Source organism: Prochlorococcus marinus CUG1417, from assembly GCF_017695975.1.
GTDB lineage: Bacteria > Cyanobacteriota > Cyanobacteriia > PCC-6307 > Cyanobiaceae > Prochlorococcus_A > Prochlorococcus_A marinus_AG.
In genome coordinates this window covers 78,539-103,218 of the sequence record NZ_JAAORN010000002.1, presented here as the reverse complement: position 1 = coordinate 103,218, position 24,680 = coordinate 78,539, and the positions used below count along the sequence as shown (strand labels likewise).

Below are 24,680 nucleotides of genomic sequence, written 5' to 3'. Positions count from 1 at the left end.
GAATTTACTAGTCATTTATCTTACAGGAAAATAAGTTTTTTGTAATTAATTTATTTAGGATTTAGTAGCAAACCCAGTTACCTCGTTGAGATTTGAAGTTTCTGATTTTTTAATTATATTTTCTTCAATAAATTTTTGCTTTTCTCTGAATAGAGGTAATGATTTCATTTCAACTTTTGATCCGTCATCAAGGATCAGAACCATATCGCCGTATGATCCAAATCCTCTTGGAATAGATCTGATCTCTTCAATTTTACTTAATGAAACCTGTGATTTATTTTTACCAAACCATCCCCCATCAATTGTGATTCTCTTATTTGTGATTTTATACCTTAACCACAATGCTCTAACTATTGCAGCAAATGTAAATGGTAAACCAAGAATAGTAAATCCTGCTAAAAGGTTTATTATTAAATCACTTTTTGCGGGACCACCTTCGTAAAAGGTTACTTCATTAATGTTTATCATTTGATTAGATGAGATTTGGACATTAAGTTTTGAAATTCCTCCAAAAGTCTATTTTTATCATTGCAGAAATTCCCAAATTTAAGGTTAACAAGTAACCAATAAGGTTTGTGGCTATTAATTTTTTGAATGTTTGTTAACAACCACTCTTGAAGCATTCTTCTAATTTTATTTCTATTTACAGCTTTTTTTGAAACTTTTTTACTTATGGCAATTGCTATCCTCAAATTGTCTGGGGTATTTGCCAATTTATGGGATAAGAGAATTTCGGGATTTGATTTTGCTACTTTAAAAGTCATTAATTTTCCATGATATTTTATGGAATTTTTATGGATATAATTAAAAGCCCTATGACCTTTTAAACGCATTTCTTTAGGTAGGGCCATTATAGATAAAGTTAAACAGCTATTCTTTCTCTTCCCTTTTGCCTTCTGCTTTTAATAACTCTTCTACCAGTATGAGAACGCATTCTTACTCTAAAACCAGATACACGTTTTCTTTTTCTTGAAGTTCCGCCAAAAGTTCTTTTAGTCATTTTTTTAATTATCCATAATTAATTTATCATTTAATCGATCACAATAGTCGAGGATCCTAAATAACTTAAACCTGTATTTCCTTTAGGCTGACCATATAAATGAAATTGATAAAGTCCTGATCTTCTTGGATTAAAAACTTTTAAAACAATTGCATAACTCTTTTTATTAGTGGGAATTGGTTTATAAGGATAAATATCCACTGATCTTAACCCTGCTTCATCAGTATTAATTTCGATATCAGCAGGAATATCCTCTAGACATTTTGTTCTACTTTCAAAACCTCCTATCCTTACATTACAAAAACTTATTTTTTCTGTATTTAACTTGACTTTAAAGGTTTCGGGGATGGCTAAATTTATTCTTAATAGTTCAGAGTTTCTATCTCTTGGCCTTAAGAAAAAATAAATCTTATTTCTAAGTCTTTTTTTGTTTTCTTTTTGAAACCACCTTAATCGTCTGATCCCGGAGTTCTGGTCCCATTGAAATTCCAAACCTGCTTTAGCGTCTTGGATCTTACTAAAGAATGGAATCGAAACTAAAATAGAGGGTATAAGAAAAAAACTTAAAATTTTAAAATTTAAAGCAAGTTTCTTTGTGTTTTTTAACATTTAAGTAAAATTTTTTTAGGATTAATTCGGGCTATCCAAACTTATAAAAAAGGAAGTTAGTTTAACTAAGGTTAACATCTATCTGTCCTTAATTTGGCAGCACCTCTTAAATAAGGATGCTTTACCGAATTATTTGGCGGCATAAAAACTTGAGCCATTATTCTTATACAAAAATTAATATCATTTGATACGTGCATTTGTTGACAGTCTAAAAAAGCCACTGAATTAAGTCCATTACATTTTCTCGCGATTGAAGCAGGGAAACATGCATCCAAATCTTTTGTAGTAGTAAATATAATGGATAATAAGTTCGACTTAATCAGAGAATTACGTGAAATTAATTCATCTATTAACTCCACTACTGCATCCTCTATTTCCTCAACGGAATTGCCAGATGCTGTTGTAGCTCCTCGAATAAATGTAATCTTATAATCACCTTTCATTTTTATAACTGTTGATTGATTTAGGGCTTATATAACCAGAGTATTTTATTAGATGAGTCAATCTCAAAGGAGATAATATTAAAAACTTTTTCAATAATTTTACTTCCAGGAATTAGCCCAAGTATTTTCTTTTTTTTCTTCCCAAATGTTAACGGCTGAATTTTAGGATCAATATTGACCATTTTTGATGCAAGTTCCCTCGCCACAAATTCATCTCCAACTTCATCAATAAGCCCTAATTCTTTTGCTTGGGTCCCAGTGAAAATTCTTCCATCGGCAAACTTTTTTACTTCTTCAATGGGTAAATTTCTTCCTTCAGCAACAGCTTCAGTAAATTGTTTGTAGCTTTCATCTATTAAACCTTGAAGGAGTTTTCTACCTTCCTCACTTAAAGCTTTATCTGGAGAAAGTATATCTTTGAATACACCACTTTTGACAGTCTCGAATTTTATTCCGACTTTGTCTAACAATTCAGATAAATTATTTCCCCTTATAATGACACCAATTGATCCTGTGATTGTACCTGGATTCGCAACTATTTTGTCAGATGCAACACCAATGTAAACTCCTCCAGATGCTGATATATTTCCAAAACTAGCAATGACTTTACATCCTTTTCCTTTTAGTCTTTTAATAGCAGAGTATATTTCTTGGCTATCACCAACAGTACCTCCTGGCGAATCAATTCTCACGATTAAAGCAGGAAATTCTCTATCCTCAATTTGTTTAAGTGCTTTAAGGACAGAAATCCTTGTTGAACTTGTAATAGGCTCATCAATTACAATACGAGCCATTCTTTTTTTTGACTTTCGTCTAAAAGGCCAAATCATTCTTTTAAAGTAAATTCATAAAACTACTTTAAAAAGATTATCAGCAGACTTAATGAATTCAATCTTAAATTGGTTTTTAATGATACTCCCTTTTGCACTTTGGGGAACTTCAATGGCGGCTATGACTCCCTTAGTATCAAGTGCTGGACCAGAGTTTGTGGCTTCTTTAAGATTACTTCCTGCAGGAATTCTTGTTCTAATTACAACATATTTGTTTAAAAGAGATCTAAAAATTTATAAGTGCGATTTGAAGTGGTTTTTTGTTTTTACAATTGTCGACGCAACTTTTTTTCAGTTGTTTTTAACTTATGGTATAGAAAAAACTGGAGCAGGTCTAGGGTCTGTATTGATTGATTCTCAGCCCCTTTTGGTAGCTATATTAGCGAGGGCAATTTTTGGAAATTTAATTAATCCAATAGGATGGTTAGGCTTACTTTTTGGTTTGGGAGGAATAATATTCTTAGGTATCCCGCAAGAATTTCTTGGAAATTGGTGGTTGATGTCTGATGAGGCAATAACTGATGTGGCTTTTAACTTTGGAGAGCTCTGGATGCTTGCAGCTTCTCTAGCTATGGCACTAGGAACTATTTTAATTAGATTCACCTGTACAAAAAGTGATCCAGTTGCAGTTACAGGATGGCACATGGTGATAGGGAGTGTACCACTTATTATTAAGCATTGCTTACAATCAAATTTTCAAATAATTCCAGATTGGTCAATATTTGATTGGGGACTGATGTCATTTGCAAGTATTTTCGGAGGAGCAATAGCTTATGGTTTGTTTTTCTATTTTGCTAATAATAAGGAAATAACTGGATTTAGTACTCTTGCATTTTTAACTCCTGTATTTGCACTTCTTAGTGGAGGTATTTGGTTGGATGAAAGACTTACTGTTGTTCAATGGATAGGGGTAGTTTTTGTTCTTATTTCGGTATTTTTTGTTAGCCAGAGAAGAGCTTTATGGGAAAATAAATTTATTGATAATTCTATTTAATTATTTTCTTTGTGTAAAAAGTCTAGATAATGCGCATAGTTTTAATAAGTACTCCATTAGGTTTCCTCGGAAGTGGCAAAGGTGGAGGAGTTGAATTAACTTTGAACTCCTTAGTTTCAGGATTGCTTTCTTTAGGTCATTCGGTAGATGTGATAGCTCCAAGAAATTCAAAATTACATAAAAGCAATGAAAAGGCAAAAGTACATTTTGTAGAAGGTAAAGATCAAATTAGTTGGCAGCATCAAAATTACAATTCTCCTGTAACTATCCCAGACAATTCTCTTCTAGCAGGCATGCTTGAAAAGGCAATAGATATTGCTAAGCAATCAGATGTATTGTTGAATATGTCTTATGATTGGCTGCCTATTTGGATGACTTTAAATGTAGAGATTCCTATCGCACACATTATTAGTATGGGTTCTGAGAGTTCAGTAATTAGAAATTTAATCTCAAAGGTATATGCTAAACATCCAAACAATTTTGCTTTTCATTCAAAAATACAAGCTGATGATTATCCATTTATAAAAAAACCAATAATTATTGGAAATGGCTTTAAATTAAATAACTATACTTTTCAAGAATCAGTTAAGGGACCATTGGGGTGGGTTGGGAGAGTAGCCCCGGAGAAAGGTTTAGAGGATGCTGTTTATGTTGCAAATGAACTTGGTGAACAACTAAAAGTTTGGGGAGTTAAAGAAGATGAGACCTATGCCTCAAAGATAGAAAAATCTTTTCCTTCAGGGACTATAGATTGGATGGGTTTTTTATCAACCAATGAATTACAAAAAGAACTTGGTAAATGTAGGGTGTTGCTAAATACCCCGAAATGGAATGAAGCTTATGGGAACGTAGTTGTTGAAGCTTTAGCATGCGGGGTGCCAGTCATAGCTTATAAAAGGGGAGGACCTAGTGAAATTATTCAGCATGGGAAAACTGGGTATCTTGCTGAGCCTGATGATAAAAAAAATATGCTTTCCTATGTAGAAATTATTGAAAAAATAAAGCGTAAGAAATGTAGAGAATGGGTAGAAAAGAATGCCTCCACCGATATATTTGCTAATAAGGTTGTGAACTGGCTTAATAAGGTAATGCAGGATTATAAATAAAAAATAATATTAAATGATTCTTCTTAAATCAAAAAAAAGGCTTATAACCTTACTGATAGTTTTGATTTGTGGAATCATTATATTTATCTTAGATTTAGGCATTACTGGACTGGTGGATGAGACTCCTCCTTTATTTGCGGCTGCTGGGCGTGCAATGAGTAAATCTGGTGATTGGTTAACTCCAAAAGTCAATGGAATTCTACGTTTTGATAAGCCTCCACTAATTTATTGGCTAATGGGTTTTTTTTACTCATTACCGAAAAACGAAATTTGGGATAATTTGGGGACAATATCAGCAAGACTTCCTTCAGCTTTGGGCTCATTATTGTTAATGTTGATGATTGGAGATACTTTGTTTTGTTGGCCACAGAGGGGTGATAGGCAATTCTTTACTCCCATAGTTGCATCATTAGGATTTGCCTTGTCTCCATTCATAATTATCTGGAGTAGAGCTGCTGTGAGTGATGCTCTTTTAACTGGTACCTTAGGGATTAGCCTGCTGTTGTTCTGGAGAAGAATGGTAAGTGAAAATAAGGATCAATGCATTTCAGCGTGGGTTTTTTTAGGATTTGCAATTTTATCTAAAGGACCAGTCGCATTCGTTTTAGCAGCATTAACTATTACATCATTCTTAATTATTCAGAATGATTGGAAAACTTTGCTCCATAAGATAAATCCTAAGAAAGGTTTTTTGATAACGATATTGTTAAGTCTTCCATGGTACGTCTTAGAGCTCATAAAGGAGGGAAAGCCTTTTTGGGACAATTTTTTTGGTTATCATAACTTTCAAAGATATACTTCGGTTGTAAATAATCATGCAGAACCACTTTGGTTTTTTCTATACATAATGATATTTGCTTCATTACCATTTACCCCTTTTTTGTATTACGGGATATTTAAAACCATTAAGGATTTCTTGAAAAGTTCAAAAGATATTTGCGATGTCTCTGAAACTCTTCATACATATTCCTTATGTTGGTTTTTATCAGTTTTAATTTTCTTTAGTATTTCTGCTACGAAACTTCCAAGCTATTGGTTGCCAGCAATTCCAGCAGCATCAATCTTAATTAGTAATAGCTTTATAAGCTTAAAAAAATCAAATAAAAGTTATTCATATTTATGGATTTTTAATATTTTAATTTTGTTTGGTCTCTCAACAGCATTCTTTTTCTCAAATATTTGGTTAAGTTCAATAAATGATCCTGAGATGCCTAATCTTGGATCTGAATTAATAAGTTCTGGGATAATTTTTAAAGCAAAATTGTTCTTCTCTTCATTTACACTACTTGCAATAATTTTATTTTCTTTTAAATCCAACAATATATTTCTTTATCTTCAAATTTCACTTTTAATAGGCCAGTCTCTCTTGATGCCACCAATAAGAAAATTAGCAGATACTTCTAGGCAATTACCTTTGAGGAATATCTCAAGATTGATTTCAGATATTAGGGAGGGAAATGAAACTTTAGCGATGATAGGGATAAGAAAACCATCCTTACATTATTATTCAGGGCAAATAGTTTTTTATGAACCAAATACAAAAGAGGGATTAATTAATCTTTCAGATAGGCTAAATAATGATAGAAGAGAAAATTATGAGGACCAACCTGATTATGAATACAAATCTTTATTGTTAGTGATAGACGAATACTCTGCTCACGAACAACACTGGTCAAATATTAATCATCAAAAATTGGGTGAATATGGGATTTATAATTTATGGCGAATTCAGAAAAGTGATTTGAACAAATATTCGGAATTTTTAATTAATAGTGGTTATAAAGCTAACTGGAAAAATAGAAAAGTTGAGAAATTTTAACAAAGCTTCCTTTTAAGAAGAGCTTTTTTAAGATCATCAATACTGCACTCATTTGGGATTTCAATTTCATTCAAATCTTCAAGTAATTCAAGATCGATTACGGAATCTTCGGCTAAAAAACTAAAAACTTCATTAATGCTTATTCCCATATCTTGAGCCATCTCTGAGATTAGCCTTAGAGTATCTCTTCTCACGGAAATCCTGAGATCTAAAGGGATGTATTCATTTTCAGGGTTCGCTGACTTCATAATCTAAATCTTAAGACATTATGTAGTTATCAGGATATTATCTTTACAATATTCATCAATCATGCTTTTTGGTAGAAGATTTATTTAAACACATTCATAAGAATTTTTAAAAGAGGAATTGTAAGTATTGAAATTAGGGTTGTAGTAAAAAGAATTTTTGAAGCGATTTTTTGTTTCACGTCATAAGCCTCTGCCATTAAAATGGTAGAAATCGCTGTTGGAGTTCCTGCCTGAAGTATTAGTGCTGATGATTGGTAGAAATCAAAATTTAAAAATTTGCTTATAAAAAAAACAATTAAAGGAAGAATAAATAATTTTAATAAAATTGAGAATTTAATTTCTTCATTAAGATCAAAAAATCTACCCTTTTGATTTGTTATTATTCCAAGCCTTGTCCCGACAATTATTATTGCTAAAGCTATGACTATTCTTGCAGGTATCCAAAGGTAATTACCTAATACCTCATTTAGATTAAAAAGATATACTAAAAGTACTCCAATGATCCCCCTTGATGCAGGACTATTTATCAATGCGTTTAGTAAGCCTTCGATCTTTGGGATGTTCTTGTTTTTAGATTTGCTTTGAAGAAAAAAAGGTCCAAATATCCAAGCAAATAGTGTTGTTCCTAAGTCAAATCCGATAGTAAAATTAATAGTGGTAGAGGGTAGAAGAGCTATTGCAATTGGTATTCCTAGGAATGAAGTATTACCTATTAAGCCTGCCATCTGCAAAGTATGACTTGAAAGCCTATTTTTAAATATTGGGAATATATTTATTAAAACTATTAAAAATCCAATTAATGAGAATGCTAAAAATGCACTTTTAATAAGGTTTATATCTATACCCTCCTTTAATAAAACACCCATTACACTTAAAGGGATTCCAAATCTTATTAGAGGTCTTGCAATATAGCTAGATATCTTTGGATTCTTTTTCCCAATAAGAAAACCAAAAATTAAAAAAGGTATAATGTTTATAAAAAGAGAGTAGATGGTATTAATTAAATATTTAATAAAGCAATATTAACTCGCCGTAGCACAGTCAAAAAGTTTTTATAAATGGATAAATTAAATAATTTTCCATATTGCTTTATCAGGAATTAAAGGGGATTTGTATAAGTCTTCTGGTTCTTTAGTCAAAACTCTCCAAGTTGGGACTCTACATGTGACGTAAGCAGGACTTTCTATTAAAACACCAGGCTTCTCATCAAAAGTACAAGTAAAGCCCTCTTTCCAAAACCCACTATTGTTCAAACTACCTTTAAACCAGACCCAGCATTTTGAAGTTTTCAAGATCAGTAATTTTTTGTTTTATCTTAATCAATATTTAAGCAAAAAATCTTAAATTTATAACTTTTAGAGTAATATTTTACTTATTTAAGTTTTTTGAAAATATATTTTTGAGATTAATATCAATAGATTTAATAGTAGGGTAATTACATTTGCAATTAATATTGGTATAGACGAAATTTCGTAACCGTAAATTATCCAAGATAAAACTCCGATAATAAACATTATTAATGTTGTCAAAGATACATCATCGGCCTTTTTTGTTTTTAAAGTTTTTATCAATTGAGGTAGAAATGCCGCGGTTGTTAAAATCGCTGCAAAATATCCAAATATATCTTCATTCATAAAAAAATTTCAAGAACTATTTTTTAATTAAATCAGATAAAAATCCTAAGGGATCTCTCATGTTTGATGAATATCCAAGCACATCAGTTGAAAAGAATTTGTAAATAACTTGATTTTGATTGTTCAGCAAAAAAGAAGCCCCCCTTTGTGGAAGGTATTCTTCATTAAGAATATAATCGCTCCAATTTTGGATTATTTCATTCATATTATTTAATCTAAATGTTGCTAATTCAAATGGTCTCAAATAACCATACCCGAAAACCTTACTAAAAGAATTACCTGAGATTTTCAAAAATCTTAAAACTTCAATTTTGTCAAATTCTGAATAGATTTGATTTGCTTTACGGTCACCTACATAACCTCTAATAACTTCTTTGATTGTTTTAAAAGAATTTATTCCAGATAACATTAAAAGCATATTGACCCAACCTCCTAAGCCTATATCTAATCCTCTTGAGACTTTAAGGTTATTGTGAATTTGATTATCAGAGACGACTATTAAATTTTCTGCACTAAAGCCAGTAAAATTACAGAATTTTTCTTTTCCATTTTTGTTTCCAATAGCAATCGCAAAAATATCTAAATTTTTATCTTGATGATTATCGGTAAAACTTTTCAAATTAATGGCATATTCAAAGCTATCAAAATCTCCTAATAAACCAAATAAAACAATTAATTTAAAATCTTTCTGCCCATTAAAATTAAATTCTTCAACGAGATTTTTGATATTATTTTGCAAATTGTCAGTCACGATGTTTTAAATGTTTTATAGAGTTATTCTCAAAAAAATTTTTCTTACGTTGATTAGTATAAAATTTTACTTGAAAAAGTTTTTAAAGAAATTAATTTAACGTTTTTAGATTTTATTATCTTAATGTAAACATTTTGAAGTTATGACTGTAGGAATTTATTACGCAACAACAACTGGAAAAACTGAAGATGTAGCTGATCGTCTTCACAACTTTATCTCTTCAGCAGAAGCACCTAAAGATGTATCTGATGTTGATGATCTTTCAGAATTTGAAGGTCTTGATGGAATTATCTGCGGGATTCCTACTTGGAATACTGGTGCCGATGAAGAAAGATCTGGGACTGCATGGGATTCAATCTTAGAGGATATTGGTGAACTAAGTTTATCAGGGAAAAAAGTTGCAATTTTTGGGTTAGGAGATTCTTCTACCTATACAGAAAACTATTGTGATGCAATGGAAGAACTTCATAGCTACTTCACTAAAGCAGGAGCCGAAATGGTCGGTTACGTAGATAAATCTTCTTATACATTTGATGAGTCTAAAAGTGTTATAGGAGAGAGCTTTTGTGGATTACCTCTTGATGAGGATAGTGAATCTGATTTAACCGATAAACGTCTTGAGTCTTGGGCCATGCAATTAAAAGCTGAAATCCCCTCGTTGGCTTAAGATTTCAAAGATATTACTTTCTAATTTGTAACATTTGTTCTCTCAAAATATGTTTTTTTTACATAAGTAATTAAATCTGTAAAGAACATGTAAAAAAACATACTGATTAGCAATAAGCTCAATTTGCTGTTTACTTAAATCAAGTGTTACAAACTTACGGAAAATCTGATGTCACCTATGACTGGTACGCAGGGAATTCTGGTGTTGTAGGCCGTTCAGGTAAATTCATAGCAGCTCATGCTGCCCACGCAGGATTAATGATGTTCTGGGCAGGAGCTTTTGGATTATTTGAATTGGCTCGATATGACGCCAGTATTCCAATGGGTGCACAGAAAGCAATTGTTTTGCCTCACCTCGCGGGTATTGGAATTGGCGGTATTGAAAATGGTGTTATTACTGAACCATATGGAATTGTTGTAATTTGTACATTACATCTAATTTTCTCAGCAGTGTTAGGTGCTGGAGGATTATTACATTCCAATAAATTTGCAGGCGATCTCGGGGACTATCCAGTGGATAGTAAGCCACAAAAATTTGATTTTGAGTGGGATGATCCAGATAAATTAACTTTTATTCTTGGTCATCATTTGATATTTCTTGGCCTTGGAGCAATAATGTTCGTCGAATGGGCCCGTATCCATGGAATTTACGATCCTGCGATTGGATCTACAAGACAAGTTGTTTACAACTTAGATATTGCAGCTATTTGGAATCATCAATTTGATTTTTTAAAAATAGATAGTCTTGAAGATGTTATGGGAGGACACGCTTTCTTAGCTTTCCTTGAAATAATTGGAGGAGTTTTCCATATTTGTACAAAACAATTTGGAGAATATACAGAATTTAAAGGAAAAGGATTACTTGGCGCTGAAGCTATTTTGTCCTACTCAGTAGTTGGTGTAGCTTATATGGCTTTTGTTGCTGCTTTTTGGTGTGCTTCAAATACAACCATTTATCCAGTTGATCTATATGGAGAACCTTTAAAGCTTCAATTTGAATTTGCTCCTTATTTTACTGATACGGTTGATTTAGGTTCAGGAGCATACAGTTCAAGAGCTTGGCTTGCTAATACTCATTTTTATTTGGGATTCTTTTTCTTACAAGGTCATCTTTGGCATGCATTAAGAGCAATGGGATTTGACTTCAAGAAAATTGGTCAAGCATTTGACAATATTGAAAATACAAAAATTACTCAAAACTAGTTCAATCTAATAAAAAACCTCTCCTCTATTAGGGAGGTTTTTTTTTGTAGAATAATTTTACGAATCAAATAAATTAATGGTGAATCCAAGAGAAATTAATTGTAAAGAGATTTTTCGAAAGGCTTATGAAAATAGATACACGTGGAATAACGAATTTAAAGGTTACGAAGGTAAATGTATTTTTTTTGTTAATAAAAATATCTATGAAGGCGAATTTTTATTAGGTAAAGACTTTAAACCAAATATTCAAAAAATTGAAGATGAGAAAATTGTTAAAAGTATTTCCTCTCAGTTATTTGAGGTATCTATACATAGAGTAAAGAGGGAATTTAAATCTATTCACTCAGATAATAATTTTAATTTAGTCAAAAATTCTGAAAGTGGAATTGAAATGAGTGTTTCAGGTAAGAATCAAGGTGATAAATATAGAGTTAAAAATGACTGTATTAATATGGTGTATAGAAAAATTCATGGAACAATAATTGAGATTTTTGTTGAAGAATTTTTACATACCGGGATTGGAGCCCTCAGTAAAAAATATAGTAGTCAATCAATTGATCCAGATACACTTAAGGCGAAATCACAAAAATTAGAATATGAGGATGAATTTATAAATATAGGGGAAAAGAATTATTGGCTCTTAAATTCCAGAACAATAAAATACCTAAACCAAAATCAAGAAGAAGAAATGCAAAAGTTTGTTTTCGAGGATTTGTGTTTATTAAACTAGGTTCTTATTCAACCAACCTAAAACCTTTATCTAGTAGTTTTTGATATAGAAGTCTTGCTCTAAAAGCTAAAATTTGTTCTTCATTTTCATTGCTAATTACATGAAAATAATTATTATCTAATTTATTTTTGCTAAAACATACATTTGCTTCTCCTAATCTTAAAGTCCAGTTCTCTTCTTTGGCTAAATGTTGATTAGGTCCAAGATCCCAAGGACATTTTTCAGGATATTTTTCTCTTTTAGAACCCATATGAATAATTTTAACTACCCAATATTAGTAAAAATATAAAAGTATGGCTATGAATCATAGTTGGTTATTTTTTAAAAGATTTAGTATCCAGCTTGAAAAAATAAATTATTTACTCTTTATTTGCGATTAAACAATAAAATGGATCTTTATTTAAAAAATTCAAGATTTTAAGTCTTGGTTCATTAAACTTTTTAATAATTTCTGGCTCATGAAATCCATTTGAGATTAATACTTTTCTTACATATTTGACTCTTTCTTCCTCAGTAGAGGTAGTCCATATGATTGGAGCCTTATGCCAAAATGCTCTGTTTGAAAAAGCAATAATTATCTTGCCATGACGACTCAAAATTCTTGCAATTTCTCTAGTTAAATTTTCTGGATATTGTAAATATTGCCAAGCTGCGACCATTAAACAATAATCAACACTTTCATCGCCTAAAGGGATTACTTGATTTAAATTGAAATTTTGTATCCAATAAGTATCAAAAATTTTATTTTTCTCAAGTTCTTGTTTGTTTAATCCATGTCCAATAACCTTTTTATACTTTTTCTCTTCAGGTAAATAACTATCCCAACTGGACATTAAATCTAAAACTGTTGAATAATTTGAAATTTCTTTTTTATAAAGATTTGATAGATATTGCCTGAAGTTTGAGTCTAAATGGTAAACAAATTTTGGGTCAGAATAAAATTCTTCATCATTACTCTCGTCAAGTTTTTTTCTTTGATAATTATTTAAAACTTCCAAAACGATTAAAATGTGATGTATTTTAAATTTAGTAAATAGATATTCATATTGTGATTAAGAAATATATATTAGATTTTATTAATGAAAGATTTTTAAAAAAGCTAGACATATATTTAAAAAAAGTTAAATTAATAAATAATAATTTTGTTAAAAATGATTGAATTCAAAAGGAGCAAAAAAAGTAGATCAAAAAATGCCCTTTTCAATCCTTATAAAAATGGAATAAGTCAATACGATATGACATATCTTTCATCAAAAAAAGTTTTGAAAAATCAAACTATTAATCTAAAAAATGGTTTTCAAAAAGATAACTTAGCTGCATAAATATGCCTTATATTAACGTTACTACTTCAGTAAAAATAGAGAATAAGAATAAATTTCTTGAAGAAATCTCATTATTAGTTTCGTCTTTAACAAATAAATCAAAAAGATTTGTTATGGCTAAATTAAGTGATAATTTCGAAATGTATTTTGATGATGAAAGCCCTTGTTGCTTTTTAGAGATTAAGTCAATAGGCTCCTTAAATCCTTCAGAAATGTCTAAGCCAATATCTAATTTTGTGTGCGAGAAAATGGGAATTCCAATAGATAGGATTTATATTTCTTTCGAGGATGTGCCTGCTTCAATGTGGGCTTGGAATGGAAGAACCTTTGGTTAATACTTATTATATTTGGTATTGATTTAGTGGAAATAAAAAAATTAGTTGATTTAAACAGTCTTAGAAGTGCTCCTCTATTAAGTGATAATCAAGTAAAAAAAATATTAGAGGAACTAGAAACTTATATTTATAATGCCGATTGGATAACAATAGGAATAATGGCACCTTCTGATACGAGGGCTATTGAAACATTAAAATCAATTTCTAAAAAATATTCTTCAATAAAATTTGATAATTTAGATTCGCTCCATGCTGATGGAAGCGTTTTTTTGAAAGGTAATCAAAAAACTGGTAATGTTTTTGTTAGATCTGAAGATGGTCTGGGAGAAGGAATTTTAATAACTTGTCAATATGATGAAAATGCTCAAGAATCTAATACTTTTGGTCCATTACCTTTGGATTTTTTTCATAATTAATTTCTAATTTATGTTTTATCCTAGAATTATTTTATAATCTCGTCCTTTCAGATAATGCTTTTCAGAACTTAGATTTGAAAATATTTTATGTTTAAAGCTTTGTTATTATATTTACTGGTATTGATCTAAATTTCTCCAATGTCTAAAAGTTAATGTTTTTTCAGGATATAATTCAAAATCTAAATAATTTTTGGTCCAAAGAAGGTTGTTTGATTATGCAGCCTTACGATACGGAAAAGGGTGCTGGCACAATGAATCCTCATACTTTTTTGAGAGCCATTGGACCGGAGCCTTGGTCTGTTGCATATGCTGAACCATGTAGAAGACCCACAGACGGAAGATTTGGGGATAATCCTAATCGTGCACAACATTATTTTCAATATCAATTAATTATTAAGCCTTCCCCAGATGGGATTCAAGAAAAATATTTAAAATCTCTGGAATCTCTTGGAATAGAACCTAAAAATCATGATATACGATTTGTTGAGGATAATTGGGAGTCACCAACTCTTGGTGCTTGGGGAGTAGGTTGGGAAGTATGGCTAGACGGAATGGAAGTTACTCAGTTTACTTATTTTCAACAATGCGGTGGCATTGATTGTCAACCTATACCAATTGAAATTACATATGGTTTAGAGAGAATTGCAATGTTTTTACAAGATAAGGAAAGTATTTGGGATTTAAACTGGAACAAGAATCTGAAATATAGTGATATTTGGCTTCAATTTGAAAAAGGTCAATGCTCATATAATTTCACTGAATCTAATCCTGAAAATCTCAGGAAATTATTTGAAATTTATCAAGCCGAGGCAATTTCTTTGATAGAAAAGAAATTAACATATCCCGCGCTTGATTATGTCTTAAAATGTAGTCATACTTTTAATTTGCTTGATGCTAGAGGCGTAATATCAGTAACTGATCGGGCTCAATATATTCAGAAGATTCGAAAATTAGCAAGAGAAGTCGCATCTACATGGATACAAGAAAGAGAGTCAATGAACTTCCCTCTACTAACAAACAGAAAATAGATATAAAAATAATTAGAATAGCGTATCTTTTGATACGCATTCCTGCATCTTTTATCCCTGCCTTAAAAAGTTACCGTCGATACAATAAGTATACCCATTCGTATGGGTGTTTTTCGTGTGAGGTAAAATGAAACTCTTCCAACAAATGATGGTAGCTTCAACTGCTGTGGGCTTAGTAGCTCCAATTGCAGCACAAGCTTCCGACATTATCAATTTAAAAGAGATGAATAGCTACAGTAGTAGCAATAAATCATCTTTAAACAGATTAGACAGTAACACATTCGTTAACGAAGTTAATGAAGATTTAGCAATTACTAAAGCTCGAGTTGATGCATTAGAAGCTAAACAAAATAACTTTGAAGCAGGGAGCTTCTCAGATACTACAACATTAGATGGTAAGGCTATCTTTACATTAGGTGGAGTCAACTATTCTGACGTCGACTCAACTGCGTCTGAAGCAATTTCAGGAATGTATACCTATCAGATGAATCTCAATACAAGTTTCACTGGTGATGATAATCTTTACGTAAGAATTAAAACAGGTAATCATTCAGATTGGTCAGTTACTAAAACTTATGGTACATACCTCAAGTCTGGTAATAGCAACGGAGATACTCTAAAGGTAGATAAGATTTGGTACGAATTCCCTGTAGGTGATAACTTGACTGCCTGGGTTGGTCCAAAAATTGAAAACTACTATATGCATGGAGCTACACCCTCCATCTATAAGCCGGTTACAAAGCAATTTACCCTTGGAGGTAATGGTGAGGCATACGGTGCGAGTACAGATACAGGAGCTGGTGTTGCTTATAAGGCAGATAACGGATTCTCAATCAGTACAAACGTAGGTACTAAATCAAACACCTCTCAGACAACAGGAAGTCCTGCAGCTTACTACAATACTGGGATTTTGACTGATGAGACAAAGACAAGTTGGGCTACTCAGGTTGGTTATACAAAACCAAATTACTCTGTTTCAGCGCTTCTTAATGTCAAATCAAACGGTTGGAGTGATACTTATTACCACACCAATGGCCATGGGGGAACTTGTAAGTCAGGTAAAGTATGCGAGAACTTTACTTCAGTAGGTTTAAGAGGATGGTGGAGACCTGATGATGTAGGAACTTTTGTACCTTCAGTCTCACTAGGTTTTGATACAACTTCGTATGAAAATGCGACTTCGTCAACTGATAATTCTAGTGCTTATTTTGTGGGGCTTAACTGGGCAGATATGTTCCAGCCAGATGATAAAATTGGTTTTGCATTTGGTAAACCTACAACGAATGAAGATGATGCAGTTAGAGCAGGAAGTGGAGGTAGGGAAGATCAAGGTGGAGATCCTTTAGCTTTTGAATTGTATTATTCATACAAACTAAATGATTCAGTAACTATTACTCCTGCTGTCTTTGGTGGAATAGATAGTACAGGAGAAAAAGAGCACAATCACAAAGGTGCTATTCTAGAAACTTCATTTAAATTCTAATTTGAATTTAATTCATATAAAAACGCCCTAATAGGGCGTTTTTTATTAATCTTCTAAAAAATAACTTAAAATTTATCGAGTTTTTTATTGGTTTACCAGCAGTTTTCTCCTTCTCCAATAGGAATGCACATACTTGACTTCTCCGCTTCATCAGCTAATTTTTGAGCCTCTGCATCAAGCACGAAATCTGCGTCGATATCCATATCAGTATTCCACTCTTTTAGGCCGCCCAAATCATATTCACCACTTTTGACCGGGGTAGATAGTGCGATTGCGCTAGTTGCTGCTAAGAATAAAGCAATGGAACTTTTTTTTTGCATTTATAGTTTTAGTTAATATATTTATTTTAAATAATTTTCAAACAATTTTCTTTTTAGTGTATAAAATGATTCCCTAATTACCAAGTAATCTAAGAAGATTTGAATAAGACTTGAAAATAAGATCCAATTCATCTGACCGTCCATTTTTTGCTAGTAAGCCTTTGGCACCTGCATCAAGATCAAATAAATATTCTCTTTCCTCTATTGATTTTACATAACTTTCAATCCAACCCACACATACTAACCTTTCTCCATTTTTAATTTCTTTAACAGAATGCAAATAGGTGCTTGGATAAATAACAATTTCACCTGCATTTAGTTTGAATTCTTTTTCTGAATTCATCTCTTCAATAATTAACTCTCCTCCGTTATATTTATTTTTATCAGTTAATGAAATAGTAAAAGACAAATCAGATCTTCCAGATGACATAAATGGATTATCTATATGCCTTCCATAATGCATATTATTTAGTGATTTTGTAAACATAATCCCATGTATCGTTTTGGGTAGGGCAAAACTTTTTATTAGAGAGTTAGAAAGAAGTTTCTTTTTGATTAAATGAGAGAGTTTCTTAGATATTTCTGATCCTTTATTTAATTGCAGATTATTTTTTACTTTTGATGCATGGCTCCCAGCAGTCAGTTTCCCATCTTCCCAAAGATTCTTTGCTTTATTTAAATTTTGAACAAATGCTTCAATTTCTTCTTGAATGAGAAGTTGATGAGTTAAATAATTCATATTGAGTATAAAAAATGATACATGTTCATGTATATAAAATATCTTTTAGAATCCTTAAGCTATAGATACATATAAAGTAACCATAGATACTATTTTATAAAAGTGCAAAACTTTAAAAAATTACTTTATTCAGCTTTATCTTGTACTTTTTTATTTAATTTAAATATACCTGCAAGTTCAATAGAAAGAGAAGTAAAAGTTTATTCTGGTAGACATTACAATACTGATAGAGCGGTTTATAAGAAATTTGCAGAAGAAACAGGAATTAAAGTTAGACTTATTGAAGCTGCAGGGATCTCATTAATTGAGAGATTAAAGAGAGAGGGGAAGAGTTCCCAAGCAGATTTAATCTTACTTGTTGATGCAGCAAGAATAACTAATGCCGCAAAAGCAGGCTTACTGCAGAGTATTAATTCATCAACTTTAGAAAAAGATGTACCGATAGGATTAAAAGATCCAGGGAAGGAATGGTATGCATTAACTCGACGAGTTAGAGTTATGGTAGCCAATCCAAAAGTTGTTGATGTAAATAAAATTAAGGACTACACAGATTTAGCTGATCCATCTTTAAAGGGTAAAGTATGCTTAAGAAATAGAAAGAGTCCATATAATCAATCTCTTGTAGCCAATCAAATCGTTAATAAGGGAGAATTAGAAACTAAAGCTTGGTTAAGTGGAATGATATCAAATGTTTCTAGACCTTTTTTCCCAGGCGATATTTCTATAGTAAGAGCAGTTGCTAAGAAAAAGTGTGGAGTAGGTATTGTTAATCATTATTATGTGGCAAGAATGCTAGGAGGTATTAATGGAAGAAGAGATACCTTATACGCAAAAAAAACATCTGTTATTACACCTAATCCTGCACATGTAAATATTAGTGCAGGTGGAATTGCAAAATATGCAGCAAATAAATCTGAAGCAATTAAGTTACTTGAATTTTTGGCTTCACCAGAAGGAAGTAAAGGCTTAGCAGCGCCTACTTTTGAACATCCTCTGAAAGAAATTAATCAGAATGAAATAGTCAAAAATTTCGGAGAATTTATACCTGATAAAGTGACTGTTGATGAACTGGGAGAAAATAATTCTCTTGCATTAAAAATGATGAAAGAGGCAGGTTGGAATTAAAAATTAAGATATTTTTTTAGTTCATAATTTTCTTTTTTATTATGTGCATACTTATAAGCAGGTGGAGAGGTGGCTGAGTGGTCGAAAGCGAACGACTCGAAATCGTTTAATAGGTAACTATTCGTGGGTTCGAATCCCACCCTCTCCGCTTTTAAATATAAAAAATTTTTTAACAACTTAGGTTTCCCAAAATGGGTCTGTTGTAAGCGAAACATTTAATATTTTTTCTTTTTTACTTTTAATAGTTGTTATGCAAGCTCTTACAGTTTCTCCGTTAACATCAATTTCACAAGCTCCGCAACTTCCTGTTAAACAACCTGTAGGGATTTCTAAGCCTGCTTTTTCTGCAGTTGAAAACCAATCATCTCCTTCATAGGCATATGTCTCGATATTATTAGGCCAAGAAATTTTAATGAATGATTTTTTCAATTTAATAATGATGAAATATTTAAATGTTTGTTAAACTCATTCGCAAGATTATCAATGATTGATTCTCTCTTGATTTTATAAGATTTTGTTTTTTTATCTATTGTTGGTAATTTTTTTCTCTTTCTTATTAAATTTATATATTGAGCTCTCCATTCATCATTTTCAAAGATACCGTGAAGGTATGTGCCAGCGATAGTTCCTCCGCCTTCGTTTTCTCTATACCAACCTAGCTCTGAATCTTTAAAAATAGGCATTATTTTTAAAGATTTTTGACTTTTGTCTAATTCTGTTATGCCATTATGAATTTCAAACCCGTTTATTTCTGATAAGCAAGGCCATATTGATTTGGAGTAAGTTTGACGAGTTATTTTTTGTTTGAAGAAGGTTGTTTTTAGTGGAAGTAATCCAATACCTCTGATTTTTTTTTCTAAATTATTTTTTGAACCTTCCTTTAAAAAAGGATCTTCAATTATAGTTCCTAACATTTGTAGTCCACCACAAATTCCGAAAATATTACCTTTATTTGAATATTCTGTGATGTCATCAATTAGACCTGACTTTTCCAGAAATAGTTGATCTTTAATGGTTTGTTTACTTCCAGGAATAATCACAAAGTCAAATTGATTTAAACCTTGAGATTTAATTACCCACTCTATTTCTATTGAATCTTCATTTTCTAAAGGATCAAAATCTGAAAAGTTGCTAATAGAGGGCAATTTTATAATTCCAACTTTTATTTCAGGATTATTTAAATGGGATTTTCTTTCAAGCAAATCTAAAGAATCTTCTGGAGGAAATTTATCGTTTAGCCAAGGAATTATTCCTAAAACAGGAATTTGAGTTTTTCTCTGGATCCATTTTCTCCCTTCTTCAAATAATGAAAGGTCTCCTCTGAATCTATTTATAATTATTCCTTTAACAAGTTTTTTTTCTTCAGGTTTCATTAATTCAAGAGTCCCAATGATTTGGGCAAATACGCCCCCCCTTTCAATATCAGTAACCAAAATGCAATTTGCATTTAAATACTTAGCAACTTTTAAATTAGTAAGATCTCTATGAATTAAATTCATCTCTACTGGACTTCCAGCCCCTTCGATAATTAAACGGCAATTTGGATTTTTTTTATAAATAGAATTTAAACTTTTTTTTATTACTTCCCAACCCGGAGCGAACCAATCCTTGTAGTAATTTTTGGCAGTAGTTATTCCTTTACTTGTGCCAAGGTGAATCACCTCACTTGTAGAATTGCCTTGCGGTTTTAATAAAATGGGATTCATCTCCGCAGAGGGATTAATACCACAAGCAAAAGCTTGAAGAGCTTGTGAATACGCCATCTCTCCACCTTCCCAATCAACCCAAGCGTTGTTACTCATATTTTGTCCTTTGAAAGGGATTGGTTCTTCTCCTAAATTTTTAAGCATCCTGCAAATAGCAGTAACCGTTAAAGATTTCCCTGCTCCACTGGAAGTGCCTAGCACCATTATTGGTTTCTTTATTTCATATAATTTTGCTTCTAACTCCATAAGTAATTTATATTAATTTTGAAATTTATTAATTAAGTAAATTGAATTATAATTTGGTAAAAAATTTGTGTTAATTCTAGCCTCTGCTTCCCAATCTAGAAAGAAATTACTTGAAAATTGTCAAATAAAGTTCCTTCAAATTTCTAGTAATTTTGATGAGTCTTCAATAAAAGAAAAAAACATATACAAATTAGCTTTGGAATTATCTTTTCATAAGGCTAATAGTTTATCTGAAAATATTCATAAAATATCATTGCCAGAAGAATTTAATTATGGTCCAGTGGAAATACTTGGGTGCGATTCAATTTTTGAATTTAAAGGAGAAGCTTATGGAAAACCATCTAATAAAGAGGAGGCATTTATTAGATGGAAAAAAATGTCTGGAGAATTTGGATTTTTACATACTGGTCATACTCTAATAATTGGGAATTTTGATTCAACTTCCAAAAATTTTAAAATTGCTGAAATAATAAAAAAAACAGTAAGTTCAAGAGTTTATTTTTCTAAGTTGGAAGATTGGGAGATCAAGAGTTATGTAGATACAAATGAACCTTTATATTGCGCCGGAGGATTTGCCTTGGAAGGTATAGGCGGGAAATATATAGATAAGATAGAGGGTTGTTTCAGTAATGTAATGGGTTTAAGCCTGCCATGGCTCAGAGAAAATTTATATAGATAGTAAAATTGAGCAAAAAAAAACCCTATCTTTTGATAGGGTTTTTAAATTGAGATAGAAGTTAATCTAAATCAGGCATTTCTAGAGCTGGTTCACTCTTTCTGTCGATTCCTTTTTCGAAACCAGCAGCGGCTGCTCTAGCACGTCCTGCATGCCAAAGGTGACCGATGAATGTAAACCATCCTAGGAAGAATTGAGCTGCAGCTAACCACTGTCTTAAGTTAACGAAGTTAACAGCATTAGGCTCTGTAATGATTCCACCAACAGAGTTGATAGAAGCGTTAGGAGCATGAGTCATATATTCAGCAGCTCTTCTTACTTGCCAAGGCTGAATATCATTCTGGATTTTCTCAAGGCTTAATCCATTAGGTCCTCTTAAAGGCTCTAACCATGGGCCTCTGAAATCCCAAAATCTCATTGTTTCACCACCAAATATAATTTCACCAGTAGGAGATCTCATGAGATACTTACCTAAACCTGTTGGTCCCATTGTTGAACCTACATTAGCTCCAATTCTTTGATCTCTCACTAGGAAAGTAAAGCTTTGAGCCTGTGAAGCTTCAGCATTTGTAGGGCCATAAAATTCAGAGGGGTAAGCAGTGTTGTTAAACCAGATGAATGTTGAAGCGATAAAACTTGCTACACAAATTCCACCAAGAGCATAACTTAATAGTCCTTCACCATTCCAGATGAATGCTCTTCTTGCCCATCCAAAGGGTTTAGTAAAGATATGGAATATTCCTCCAATAATTGCAGTAATACCCACATAAACATGTCCACCAACAATATCTTCTATGGAGTTAACACCGATTATAGAACCAGCCCCTCCCCATGGAGATCTGAATAGATAACCAAGAATAACTCTTGGATCTAAAGTTGGATTTACAAGTCTAACTTCACCACCACCAGGTGCCCATGTGTCATATGCACCGCCAATAAAACACCAGTTTACTGACCATGCTAGTGCACCTATACCTAGAACAATCAAATGATATCCAAGGATATTTGTCATTTGATTTTTATCTCTCCAATCTGTGGAGAAAAATGGAAAATCTTCTTCAAGTTTTTCTGGACCTGCTAATGAATGGTAAATACCACCAAAACCAAGAACAGCAGAAGCTATCAAGTGAACCACACCTGCTTGGAAGAAAGGCATGATATCAGTAACTTCACCACCGGGGCCTATTCCATAGCCAAACATTGCAACGTGTGGCATACAGATTAAACCTTGCTCCCACATTGGTTTATCAAAAGTAAAATGATTAACCTCAAAGAGCATCATTGCTCCCGCCCAAAAGACTATTAGTCCAGAGTGAGCAATGTGAGCTCCTAATAAACGTCCAGATAAATTGATTAATCTAGCGTTGCCTACATACCAGGCATAACCAGTTTCCTCAATACTTTGGTTTGGAGCTCTTAATAGATTATTAAAGGGCGTTTCCACGTGGAAGAACCTCCTCAGGGAATACAAAGTTTTCGTGTGGTTGATCCACAGAAGACATCCATGCTCGCATACCTTCGTTCAAAAGTATATTTTTTGTATAGAAAGTTTCAAATTCTGGATCTTCTGCTGCACGGATTTCTTGGCTTACGAAATCATAAGCTCTTAAGTTTAGTGCTAAGCCTACAATGCCAATTGAAGATGTCCACATACCCATAACAGGTACAAATAGCATCAAGAAATGTAAGAAACGCTTGTTTGAGAAAGCAATACCGAAGATTTGACTCCAGAATCTATTCGCTGTAATCATTGAATAGGTTTCTTCTTCTTGTGTTGGGTCAAAAGCTCTAAATGTTGAACTTTGAACCTTACCATCTGTATAAATACTTGTATCTTCATACAGAGTATTTTGTACTGTAGCTCCATGGATAGCGCAAAGTAGAGCACCACCAAGAATTCCAGCAACTCCCATCATGTGGAAAGGATTTAAAGTGATATTGTGAAAACCTTGAATGAACAGGATATAACGGAAGATTGCTGCAACACCAAATGAAGGTGCGAAGAACCAACTATGCTGTCCTAAAGGATAAATAAGGAAAATGCTTGTGAATACTGCGATTACTGCTGAGAAAGCTAACGCGTTGTATGGTCTAATTCCAACAAGGCCAGCAATTTCAAACTGACGAAGCATAAAACCAATTAGGCCAAATACTCCATGTAATGCGACGAAGTTCCAAAGACCACCAAGTTGTAGCCATCTTACAAAACTACCTTGGGCTTCAGGACCCCATAAGAATAGAAGACTGTGTCCCATGGCATCACCAGGGGTGCTTACAGCTGCTGTTAAAAAGTTACAACCTTCAAGGTATGAGCTTGCAACTCCGTGTGTGTACCAAGAGGTAACAAATGTTGTTCCGACAAACCAACCACCAATAGCAAGATATGCACAAGGAAGTAGAAGTAGTCCGGACCAACCAATAAATACAAAGCGGTCGCGCTTCAACCAATCATCAAGGACATCAAACCATCCTCTTTGTGGGGCGCTACCAACTGCGATCGTCATGAGAAATCGTTTTTAGCTTCGGGATACGCAGTGACTGTAACAAAGATTGAGAGTAATGTGGGGAAATATTTGTATATCTGAAATGCCTTGTAAAGCTTTCCTGACTTTTTTATTAAAAATTAGGTAAGAATACTCCCTTAGTTTGTTAAATTATCTGAATTAGGCTCTAAAAAAAGATAAAAATGAATTCAGACCTCACGTCTTTCGATAAAATCGAACAAAAAATTGGTGGATCAAGAAAAATTTCAAATTATATTATTGGAGGCATGCTAACTATAGGAGGTATTGGTTTTCTTTTGGCCTCTATATCTAGTTATACAGGAAGGGATTTATTACCTTTAGGGAATCCTTCAACTTTATTGTTTATCCCTCAAGGAATCATAATGGGAGCATACGGAGTCATTGCCAATCTATTAAATTTTTACTTGTGGTATTTGGTTTACATAAATTTTGGTTCAGGGAGTAATTATTTTGATAAATCATCAAAATCTGTGGAAATAAAAAGAAAAGGATTATTTAAAGATATTGAAGTTAAATTAAATTTTGATGAAATTAAATCAGTTAAGTTGGATATTAGTGAGGGATTTAATCCTAGAAGGAGAATTGCATTAGTACTCAAAGGTAGAAAAAAACCTCTCCCTCTAAGCGGAGCAGGCGATCTTAAACCACTACTTCAAGTTGAAGAAGAAGGGGCTCGTCTGGCTAAATTTTTGGATGTTAATTTGGAGGGCTTAAAATAAAAAAAAA

The 24,680-nt window shown here is 32.4% G+C and carries 33 protein-coding genes and 1 tRNA gene; 15 read left to right on the top strand and 19 right to left on the bottom strand.

Going from position 1 to position 24,680, the window contains the following annotated elements:
* Positions 1–54: 54 nt before the first annotated feature.
* The 6 genes from HA140_RS06715 to sppA form a co-directional block, all read right to left on the bottom strand.
* A complete protein-coding gene (locus HA140_RS06715) occupies positions 55–468 on the bottom strand; it encodes a PH domain-containing protein (RefSeq protein ID WP_209040361.1) in 414 nt (137 codons plus the stop codon).
* On the bottom strand, positions 465–851 hold the full coding sequence (gene rnpA / locus HA140_RS06710) for a ribonuclease P protein component (RefSeq protein ID WP_209040360.1): 387 nt from the start codon (positions 849–851) through the stop codon (positions 465–467). Before rnpA ends, HA140_RS06715 begins: the two co-directional genes overlap by 4 nt.
* 11 nt (positions 852–862) lie before the next feature.
* A complete protein-coding gene (rpmH, locus tag HA140_RS06705; protein WP_002808184.1) occupies positions 863–1,000 on the bottom strand; it encodes a 50S ribosomal protein L34 in 138 nt (45 codons plus the stop codon).
* 30 nt (positions 1,001–1,030) lie between these two features.
* Positions 1,031–1,609 carry a DUF2808 domain-containing protein gene (locus HA140_RS06700; protein WP_209040359.1) on the bottom strand — a complete coding sequence of 193 codons (579 nt, stop codon included), beginning with the start codon at positions 1,607–1,609 and terminating at the stop codon, positions 1,031–1,033.
* A 71-nt stretch (positions 1,610–1,680) separates the two neighbouring features.
* Positions 1,681–2,052, bottom strand: a complete 372-nt coding sequence (gene aroH, locus HA140_RS06695) for a chorismate mutase (RefSeq protein ID WP_209040358.1) — start codon at positions 2,050–2,052, stop codon at positions 1,681–1,683.
* A gap of 20 nt (positions 2,053–2,072) precedes the next feature.
* Positions 2,073–2,882: a signal peptide peptidase SppA gene (sppA, locus tag HA140_RS06690; protein ID WP_209040357.1), complete on the bottom strand. Its 810-nt coding sequence runs from the start codon at positions 2,880–2,882 to the stop codon at positions 2,073–2,075.
* A 52-nt stretch (positions 2,883–2,934) separates the two neighbouring features.
* Between sppA and HA140_RS06685 the strand changes: the two genes are divergently transcribed.
* Genes HA140_RS06685 through HA140_RS06675 form a run of 3 tightly spaced genes read left to right on the top strand, consistent with a single transcriptional unit; the run spans position 2,935 to position 6,801 of the window.
* A complete protein-coding gene (locus HA140_RS06685; RefSeq protein ID WP_209040356.1) occupies positions 2,935–3,876 on the top strand; it encodes a DMT family transporter in 942 nt (313 codons plus the stop codon).
* Between the two features lie 29 nt (positions 3,877–3,905).
* Complete coding sequence (locus tag HA140_RS06680; protein ID WP_209040355.1) at positions 3,906–4,982, top strand: glycosyltransferase family 4 protein; 1,077 nt, start codon at positions 3,906–3,908, stop codon at positions 4,980–4,982.
* Between the two features lie 13 nt (positions 4,983–4,995).
* The gene (locus tag HA140_RS06675; RefSeq protein ID WP_209040354.1) at positions 4,996–6,801 is read left to right on the top strand and encodes an ArnT family glycosyltransferase; all 1,806 of its coding nucleotides are present in this window, start codon (positions 4,996–4,998) and stop codon (positions 6,799–6,801) included.
* Here HA140_RS06675 and HA140_RS06670 read toward each other — a convergent pair.
* The 5 genes from HA140_RS06670 to HA140_RS06650 form a co-directional block, all read right to left on the bottom strand.
* Entirely contained in the window at positions 6,798–7,049 is a 252-nt protein-coding gene (locus HA140_RS06670) for a CopG family transcriptional regulator (RefSeq protein ID WP_209040353.1), read from the bottom strand. The genes HA140_RS06675 and HA140_RS06670 overlap by 4 nt on opposite strands.
* Positions 7,050–7,129: 80 nt before the next feature.
* Positions 7,130–7,915 carry an AEC family transporter gene (locus HA140_RS06665; protein ID WP_209040352.1) on the bottom strand — a complete coding sequence of 262 codons (786 nt, stop codon included), beginning with the start codon at positions 7,913–7,915 and terminating at the stop codon, positions 7,130–7,132.
* A 201-nt stretch (positions 7,916–8,116) separates the two neighbouring features.
* The gene (locus HA140_RS06660; protein ID WP_209040351.1) at positions 8,117–8,341 is read right to left on the bottom strand and encodes a hypothetical protein; all 225 of its coding nucleotides are present in this window, start codon (positions 8,339–8,341) and stop codon (positions 8,117–8,119) included.
* Positions 8,342–8,425: 84 nt separating this feature from the next.
* Positions 8,426–8,683, bottom strand: coding sequence for a SemiSWEET family sugar transporter (locus HA140_RS06655; protein ID WP_209040350.1), 258 nt, complete (start codon positions 8,681–8,683; stop codon positions 8,426–8,428).
* Between the two features lie 16 nt (positions 8,684–8,699).
* Positions 8,700–9,434 (bottom strand): AhpC/TSA family protein, encoded by a 735-nt coding sequence (locus HA140_RS06650; RefSeq protein WP_209040349.1) that lies wholly within the window; start codon positions 9,432–9,434, stop codon positions 8,700–8,702.
* A 142-nt stretch (positions 9,435–9,576) separates the two neighbouring features.
* Here HA140_RS06650 and fldA point away from each other — a divergent pair, with 142 nt between their 5' ends.
* From fldA to HA140_RS06635, 3 genes are all read left to right on the top strand, one after another.
* Positions 9,577–10,101: a flavodoxin FldA gene (gene fldA / locus HA140_RS06645; protein ID WP_209040348.1), complete on the top strand. Its 525-nt coding sequence runs from the start codon at positions 9,577–9,579 to the stop codon at positions 10,099–10,101.
* Between the two features lie 143 nt (positions 10,102–10,244).
* A complete protein-coding gene (locus tag HA140_RS06640; RefSeq protein ID WP_209040347.1) occupies positions 10,245–11,303 on the top strand; it encodes a chlorophyll a/b binding light-harvesting protein in 1,059 nt (352 codons plus the stop codon).
* A gap of 76 nt (positions 11,304–11,379) precedes the next feature.
* The gene (locus HA140_RS06635) at positions 11,380–12,033 is read left to right on the top strand and encodes a DUF3386 domain-containing protein (protein ID WP_209040346.1); all 654 of its coding nucleotides are present in this window, start codon (positions 11,380–11,382) and stop codon (positions 12,031–12,033) included.
* A 4-nt stretch (positions 12,034–12,037) separates the two neighbouring features.
* Here HA140_RS06635 and HA140_RS06630 read toward each other — a convergent pair whose 3' ends face one another.
* On the bottom strand, positions 12,038–12,283 hold the full coding sequence (locus tag HA140_RS06630; RefSeq protein WP_002807817.1) for a hypothetical protein: 246 nt from the start codon (positions 12,281–12,283) through the stop codon (positions 12,038–12,040).
* Positions 12,284–12,392: 109 nt separating this feature from the next.
* Positions 12,393–13,031, bottom strand: coding sequence for a methyltransferase domain-containing protein (locus tag HA140_RS06625; RefSeq protein ID WP_209040345.1), 639 nt, complete (start codon positions 13,029–13,031; stop codon positions 12,393–12,395).
* Positions 13,032–13,184: 153 nt separating this feature from the next.
* Between HA140_RS06625 and HA140_RS06620 the strand changes: the two genes are divergently transcribed.
* The 5 genes from HA140_RS06620 to HA140_RS06600 all read left to right on the top strand — a co-directional run bounded on the left by HA140_RS06620 (position 13,185) and on the right by HA140_RS06600 (position 16,617).
* A complete protein-coding gene (locus HA140_RS06620; protein WP_209040344.1) occupies positions 13,185–13,355 on the top strand; it encodes a hypothetical protein in 171 nt (56 codons plus the stop codon).
* 2 nt (positions 13,356–13,357) lie between these two features.
* The gene (locus HA140_RS06615) at positions 13,358–13,690 is read left to right on the top strand and encodes a phenylpyruvate tautomerase MIF-related protein (RefSeq protein ID WP_209040343.1); all 333 of its coding nucleotides are present in this window, start codon (positions 13,358–13,360) and stop codon (positions 13,688–13,690) included.
* 26 nt (positions 13,691–13,716) lie between these two features.
* Entirely contained in the window at positions 13,717–14,106 is a 390-nt protein-coding gene (locus HA140_RS06610; protein WP_209040342.1) for a DUF1824 family protein, read from the top strand.
* 152 nt (positions 14,107–14,258) lie between these two features.
* Positions 14,259–15,134 (top strand): glycine--tRNA ligase subunit alpha, encoded by an 876-nt coding sequence (gene glyQ / locus HA140_RS06605; protein WP_209040341.1) that lies wholly within the window; start codon positions 14,259–14,261, stop codon positions 15,132–15,134.
* Between the two features lie 127 nt (positions 15,135–15,261).
* Positions 15,262–16,617 carry an iron uptake porin gene (locus tag HA140_RS06600; protein ID WP_209040340.1) on the top strand — a complete coding sequence of 452 codons (1,356 nt, stop codon included), beginning with the start codon at positions 15,262–15,264 and terminating at the stop codon, positions 16,615–16,617.
* 92 nt (positions 16,618–16,709) lie between these two features.
* On the opposite strand, the gene HA140_RS06595 is transcribed toward HA140_RS06600, so the two are convergent.
* Positions 16,710–16,937: a hypothetical protein gene (locus HA140_RS06595; RefSeq protein ID WP_209040339.1), complete on the bottom strand. Its 228-nt coding sequence runs from the start codon at positions 16,935–16,937 to the stop codon at positions 16,710–16,712.
* Positions 16,938–17,010: 73 nt separating this feature from the next.
* A complete protein-coding gene (locus HA140_RS06590; protein WP_209040338.1) occupies positions 17,011–17,676 on the bottom strand; it encodes a Fe2+-dependent dioxygenase in 666 nt (221 codons plus the stop codon).
* Between the two features lie 102 nt (positions 17,677–17,778).
* Between HA140_RS06590 and HA140_RS06585 the strand changes: the two genes are divergently transcribed.
* Together HA140_RS06585 and HA140_RS06580 are read left to right on the top strand one after the other, a co-directional pair.
* Positions 17,779–18,801 (top strand): extracellular solute-binding protein, encoded by a 1,023-nt coding sequence (locus HA140_RS06585; RefSeq protein WP_209040337.1) that lies wholly within the window; start codon positions 17,779–17,781, stop codon positions 18,799–18,801.
* 63 nt (positions 18,802–18,864) lie between these two features.
* A tRNA-Ser gene (locus tag HA140_RS06580) sits at positions 18,865–18,949 on the top strand.
* Positions 18,950–18,978: 29 nt separating this feature from the next.
* Here HA140_RS06580 and HA140_RS06575 read toward each other — a convergent pair.
* Positions 18,979–19,230 (bottom strand): 2Fe-2S iron-sulfur cluster-binding protein, encoded by a 252-nt coding sequence (locus tag HA140_RS06575; RefSeq protein ID WP_209040336.1) that lies wholly within the window; start codon positions 19,228–19,230, stop codon positions 18,979–18,981.
* A complete protein-coding gene (locus HA140_RS06570; protein WP_209040335.1) occupies positions 19,227–20,753 on the bottom strand; it encodes a cobyric acid synthase in 1,527 nt (508 codons plus the stop codon). The genes HA140_RS06575 and HA140_RS06570 overlap by 4 nt, the downstream gene beginning before the upstream one ends.
* A gap of 67 nt (positions 20,754–20,820) precedes the next feature.
* Here HA140_RS06570 and HA140_RS06565 point away from each other — a divergent pair, with 67 nt between their 5' ends.
* Complete coding sequence (locus HA140_RS06565) at positions 20,821–21,432, top strand: nucleoside triphosphate pyrophosphatase (protein ID WP_209040334.1); 612 nt, start codon at positions 20,821–20,823, stop codon at positions 21,430–21,432.
* A gap of 58 nt (positions 21,433–21,490) precedes the next feature.
* Here HA140_RS06565 and psbC read toward each other — a convergent pair whose 3' ends face one another.
* Both psbC and psbD read right to left on the bottom strand, forming a co-directional pair.
* Positions 21,491–22,873 (bottom strand): photosystem II reaction center protein CP43, encoded by a 1,383-nt coding sequence (gene psbC, locus HA140_RS06560; protein WP_209040333.1) that lies wholly within the window; start codon positions 22,871–22,873, stop codon positions 21,491–21,493.
* Positions 22,857–23,933 (bottom strand): photosystem II D2 protein (photosystem q(a) protein), encoded by a 1,077-nt coding sequence (psbD, locus tag HA140_RS06555; protein WP_002807316.1) that lies wholly within the window; start codon positions 23,931–23,933, stop codon positions 22,857–22,859. Before psbD ends, psbC begins: the two co-directional genes overlap by 17 nt.
* Before the next feature lie 182 nt (positions 23,934–24,115).
* On the opposite strand from psbD, the gene HA140_RS06550 reads away from it, so the two are divergent.
* Positions 24,116–24,673: a photosystem I assembly protein Ycf4 gene (locus HA140_RS06550; protein ID WP_209040332.1), complete on the top strand. Its 558-nt coding sequence runs from the start codon at positions 24,116–24,118 to the stop codon at positions 24,671–24,673.
* The last annotated feature ends 7 nt before the right edge of the window (positions 24,674–24,680 follow it).

What these genes read in the sequence shown, in the direction of transcription:
- psbD (WP_002807316.1), bottom strand. Translation starts at nt 23,933, where the DNA reads ATGACGATCGCAGTTGGTAGCGCCCCACAAAGAGGATGGTTTGATGTC.
- HA140_RS06595 (WP_209040339.1), bottom strand. Translation starts at nt 16,937, where the DNA reads ATGCAAAAAAAAAGTTCCATTGCTTTATTCTTAGCAGCAACTAGCGCA.
- HA140_RS06615 (WP_209040343.1), top strand. Translation starts at nt 13,358, where the DNA reads ATGCCTTATATTAACGTTACTACTTCAGTAAAAATAGAGAATAAGAAT.
- HA140_RS06570 (WP_209040335.1), bottom strand. Translation starts at nt 20,753, where the DNA reads ATGGAGTTAGAAGCAAAATTATATGAAATAAAGAAACCAATAATGGTG.
- sppA (WP_209040357.1), bottom strand. Translation starts at nt 2,882, where the DNA reads ATGATTTGGCCTTTTAGACGAAAGTCAAAAAAAAGAATGGCTCGTATT.
- HA140_RS06620 (WP_209040344.1), top strand. Translation starts at nt 13,185, where the DNA reads ATGATTGAATTCAAAAGGAGCAAAAAAAGTAGATCAAAAAATGCCCTT.
- HA140_RS06590 (WP_209040338.1), bottom strand. Translation starts at nt 17,676, where the DNA reads ATGAATTATTTAACTCATCAACTTCTCATTCAAGAAGAAATTGAAGCA.
- HA140_RS06550 (WP_209040332.1), top strand. Translation starts at nt 24,116, where the DNA reads ATGAATTCAGACCTCACGTCTTTCGATAAAATCGAACAAAAAATTGGT.
- HA140_RS06630 (WP_002807817.1), bottom strand. Translation starts at nt 12,283, where the DNA reads ATGGGTTCTAAAAGAGAAAAATATCCTGAAAAATGTCCTTGGGATCTT.
- HA140_RS06675 (WP_209040354.1), top strand. Translation starts at nt 4,996, where the DNA reads ATGATTCTTCTTAAATCAAAAAAAAGGCTTATAACCTTACTGATAGTT.
- HA140_RS06715 (WP_209040361.1), bottom strand. Translation starts at nt 468, where the DNA reads ATGATAAACATTAATGAAGTAACCTTTTACGAAGGTGGTCCCGCAAAA.
- aroH (WP_209040358.1), bottom strand. Translation starts at nt 2,052, where the DNA reads ATGAAAGGTGATTATAAGATTACATTTATTCGAGGAGCTACAACAGCA.
- HA140_RS06700 (WP_209040359.1), bottom strand. Translation starts at nt 1,609, where the DNA reads ATGTTAAAAAACACAAAGAAACTTGCTTTAAATTTTAAAATTTTAAGT.
- HA140_RS06680 (WP_209040355.1), top strand. Translation starts at nt 3,906, where the DNA reads ATGCGCATAGTTTTAATAAGTACTCCATTAGGTTTCCTCGGAAGTGGC.
- rpmH (WP_002808184.1), bottom strand. Translation starts at nt 1,000, where the DNA reads ATGACTAAAAGAACTTTTGGCGGAACTTCAAGAAAAAGAAAACGTGTA.
- HA140_RS06655 (WP_209040350.1), bottom strand. Translation starts at nt 8,683, where the DNA reads ATGAATGAAGATATATTTGGATATTTTGCAGCGATTTTAACAACCGCG.
- HA140_RS06685 (WP_209040356.1), top strand. Translation starts at nt 2,935, where the DNA reads ATGAATTCAATCTTAAATTGGTTTTTAATGATACTCCCTTTTGCACTT.
- HA140_RS06665 (WP_209040352.1), bottom strand. Translation starts at nt 7,915, where the DNA reads ATGGGTGTTTTATTAAAGGAGGGTATAGATATAAACCTTATTAAAAGT.
- HA140_RS06635 (WP_209040346.1), top strand. Translation starts at nt 11,380, where the DNA reads ATGGTGAATCCAAGAGAAATTAATTGTAAAGAGATTTTTCGAAAGGCT.
- fldA (WP_209040348.1), top strand. Translation starts at nt 9,577, where the DNA reads ATGACTGTAGGAATTTATTACGCAACAACAACTGGAAAAACTGAAGAT.
- rnpA (WP_209040360.1), bottom strand. Translation starts at nt 851, where the DNA reads ATGGCCCTACCTAAAGAAATGCGTTTAAAAGGTCATAGGGCTTTTAAT.
- HA140_RS06600 (WP_209040340.1), top strand. Translation starts at nt 15,262, where the DNA reads ATGAAACTCTTCCAACAAATGATGGTAGCTTCAACTGCTGTGGGCTTA.
- HA140_RS06670 (WP_209040353.1), bottom strand. Translation starts at nt 7,049, where the DNA reads ATGAAGTCAGCGAACCCTGAAAATGAATACATCCCTTTAGATCTCAGG.
- glyQ (WP_209040341.1), top strand. Translation starts at nt 14,259, where the DNA reads ATGTTTTTTCAGGATATAATTCAAAATCTAAATAATTTTTGGTCCAAA.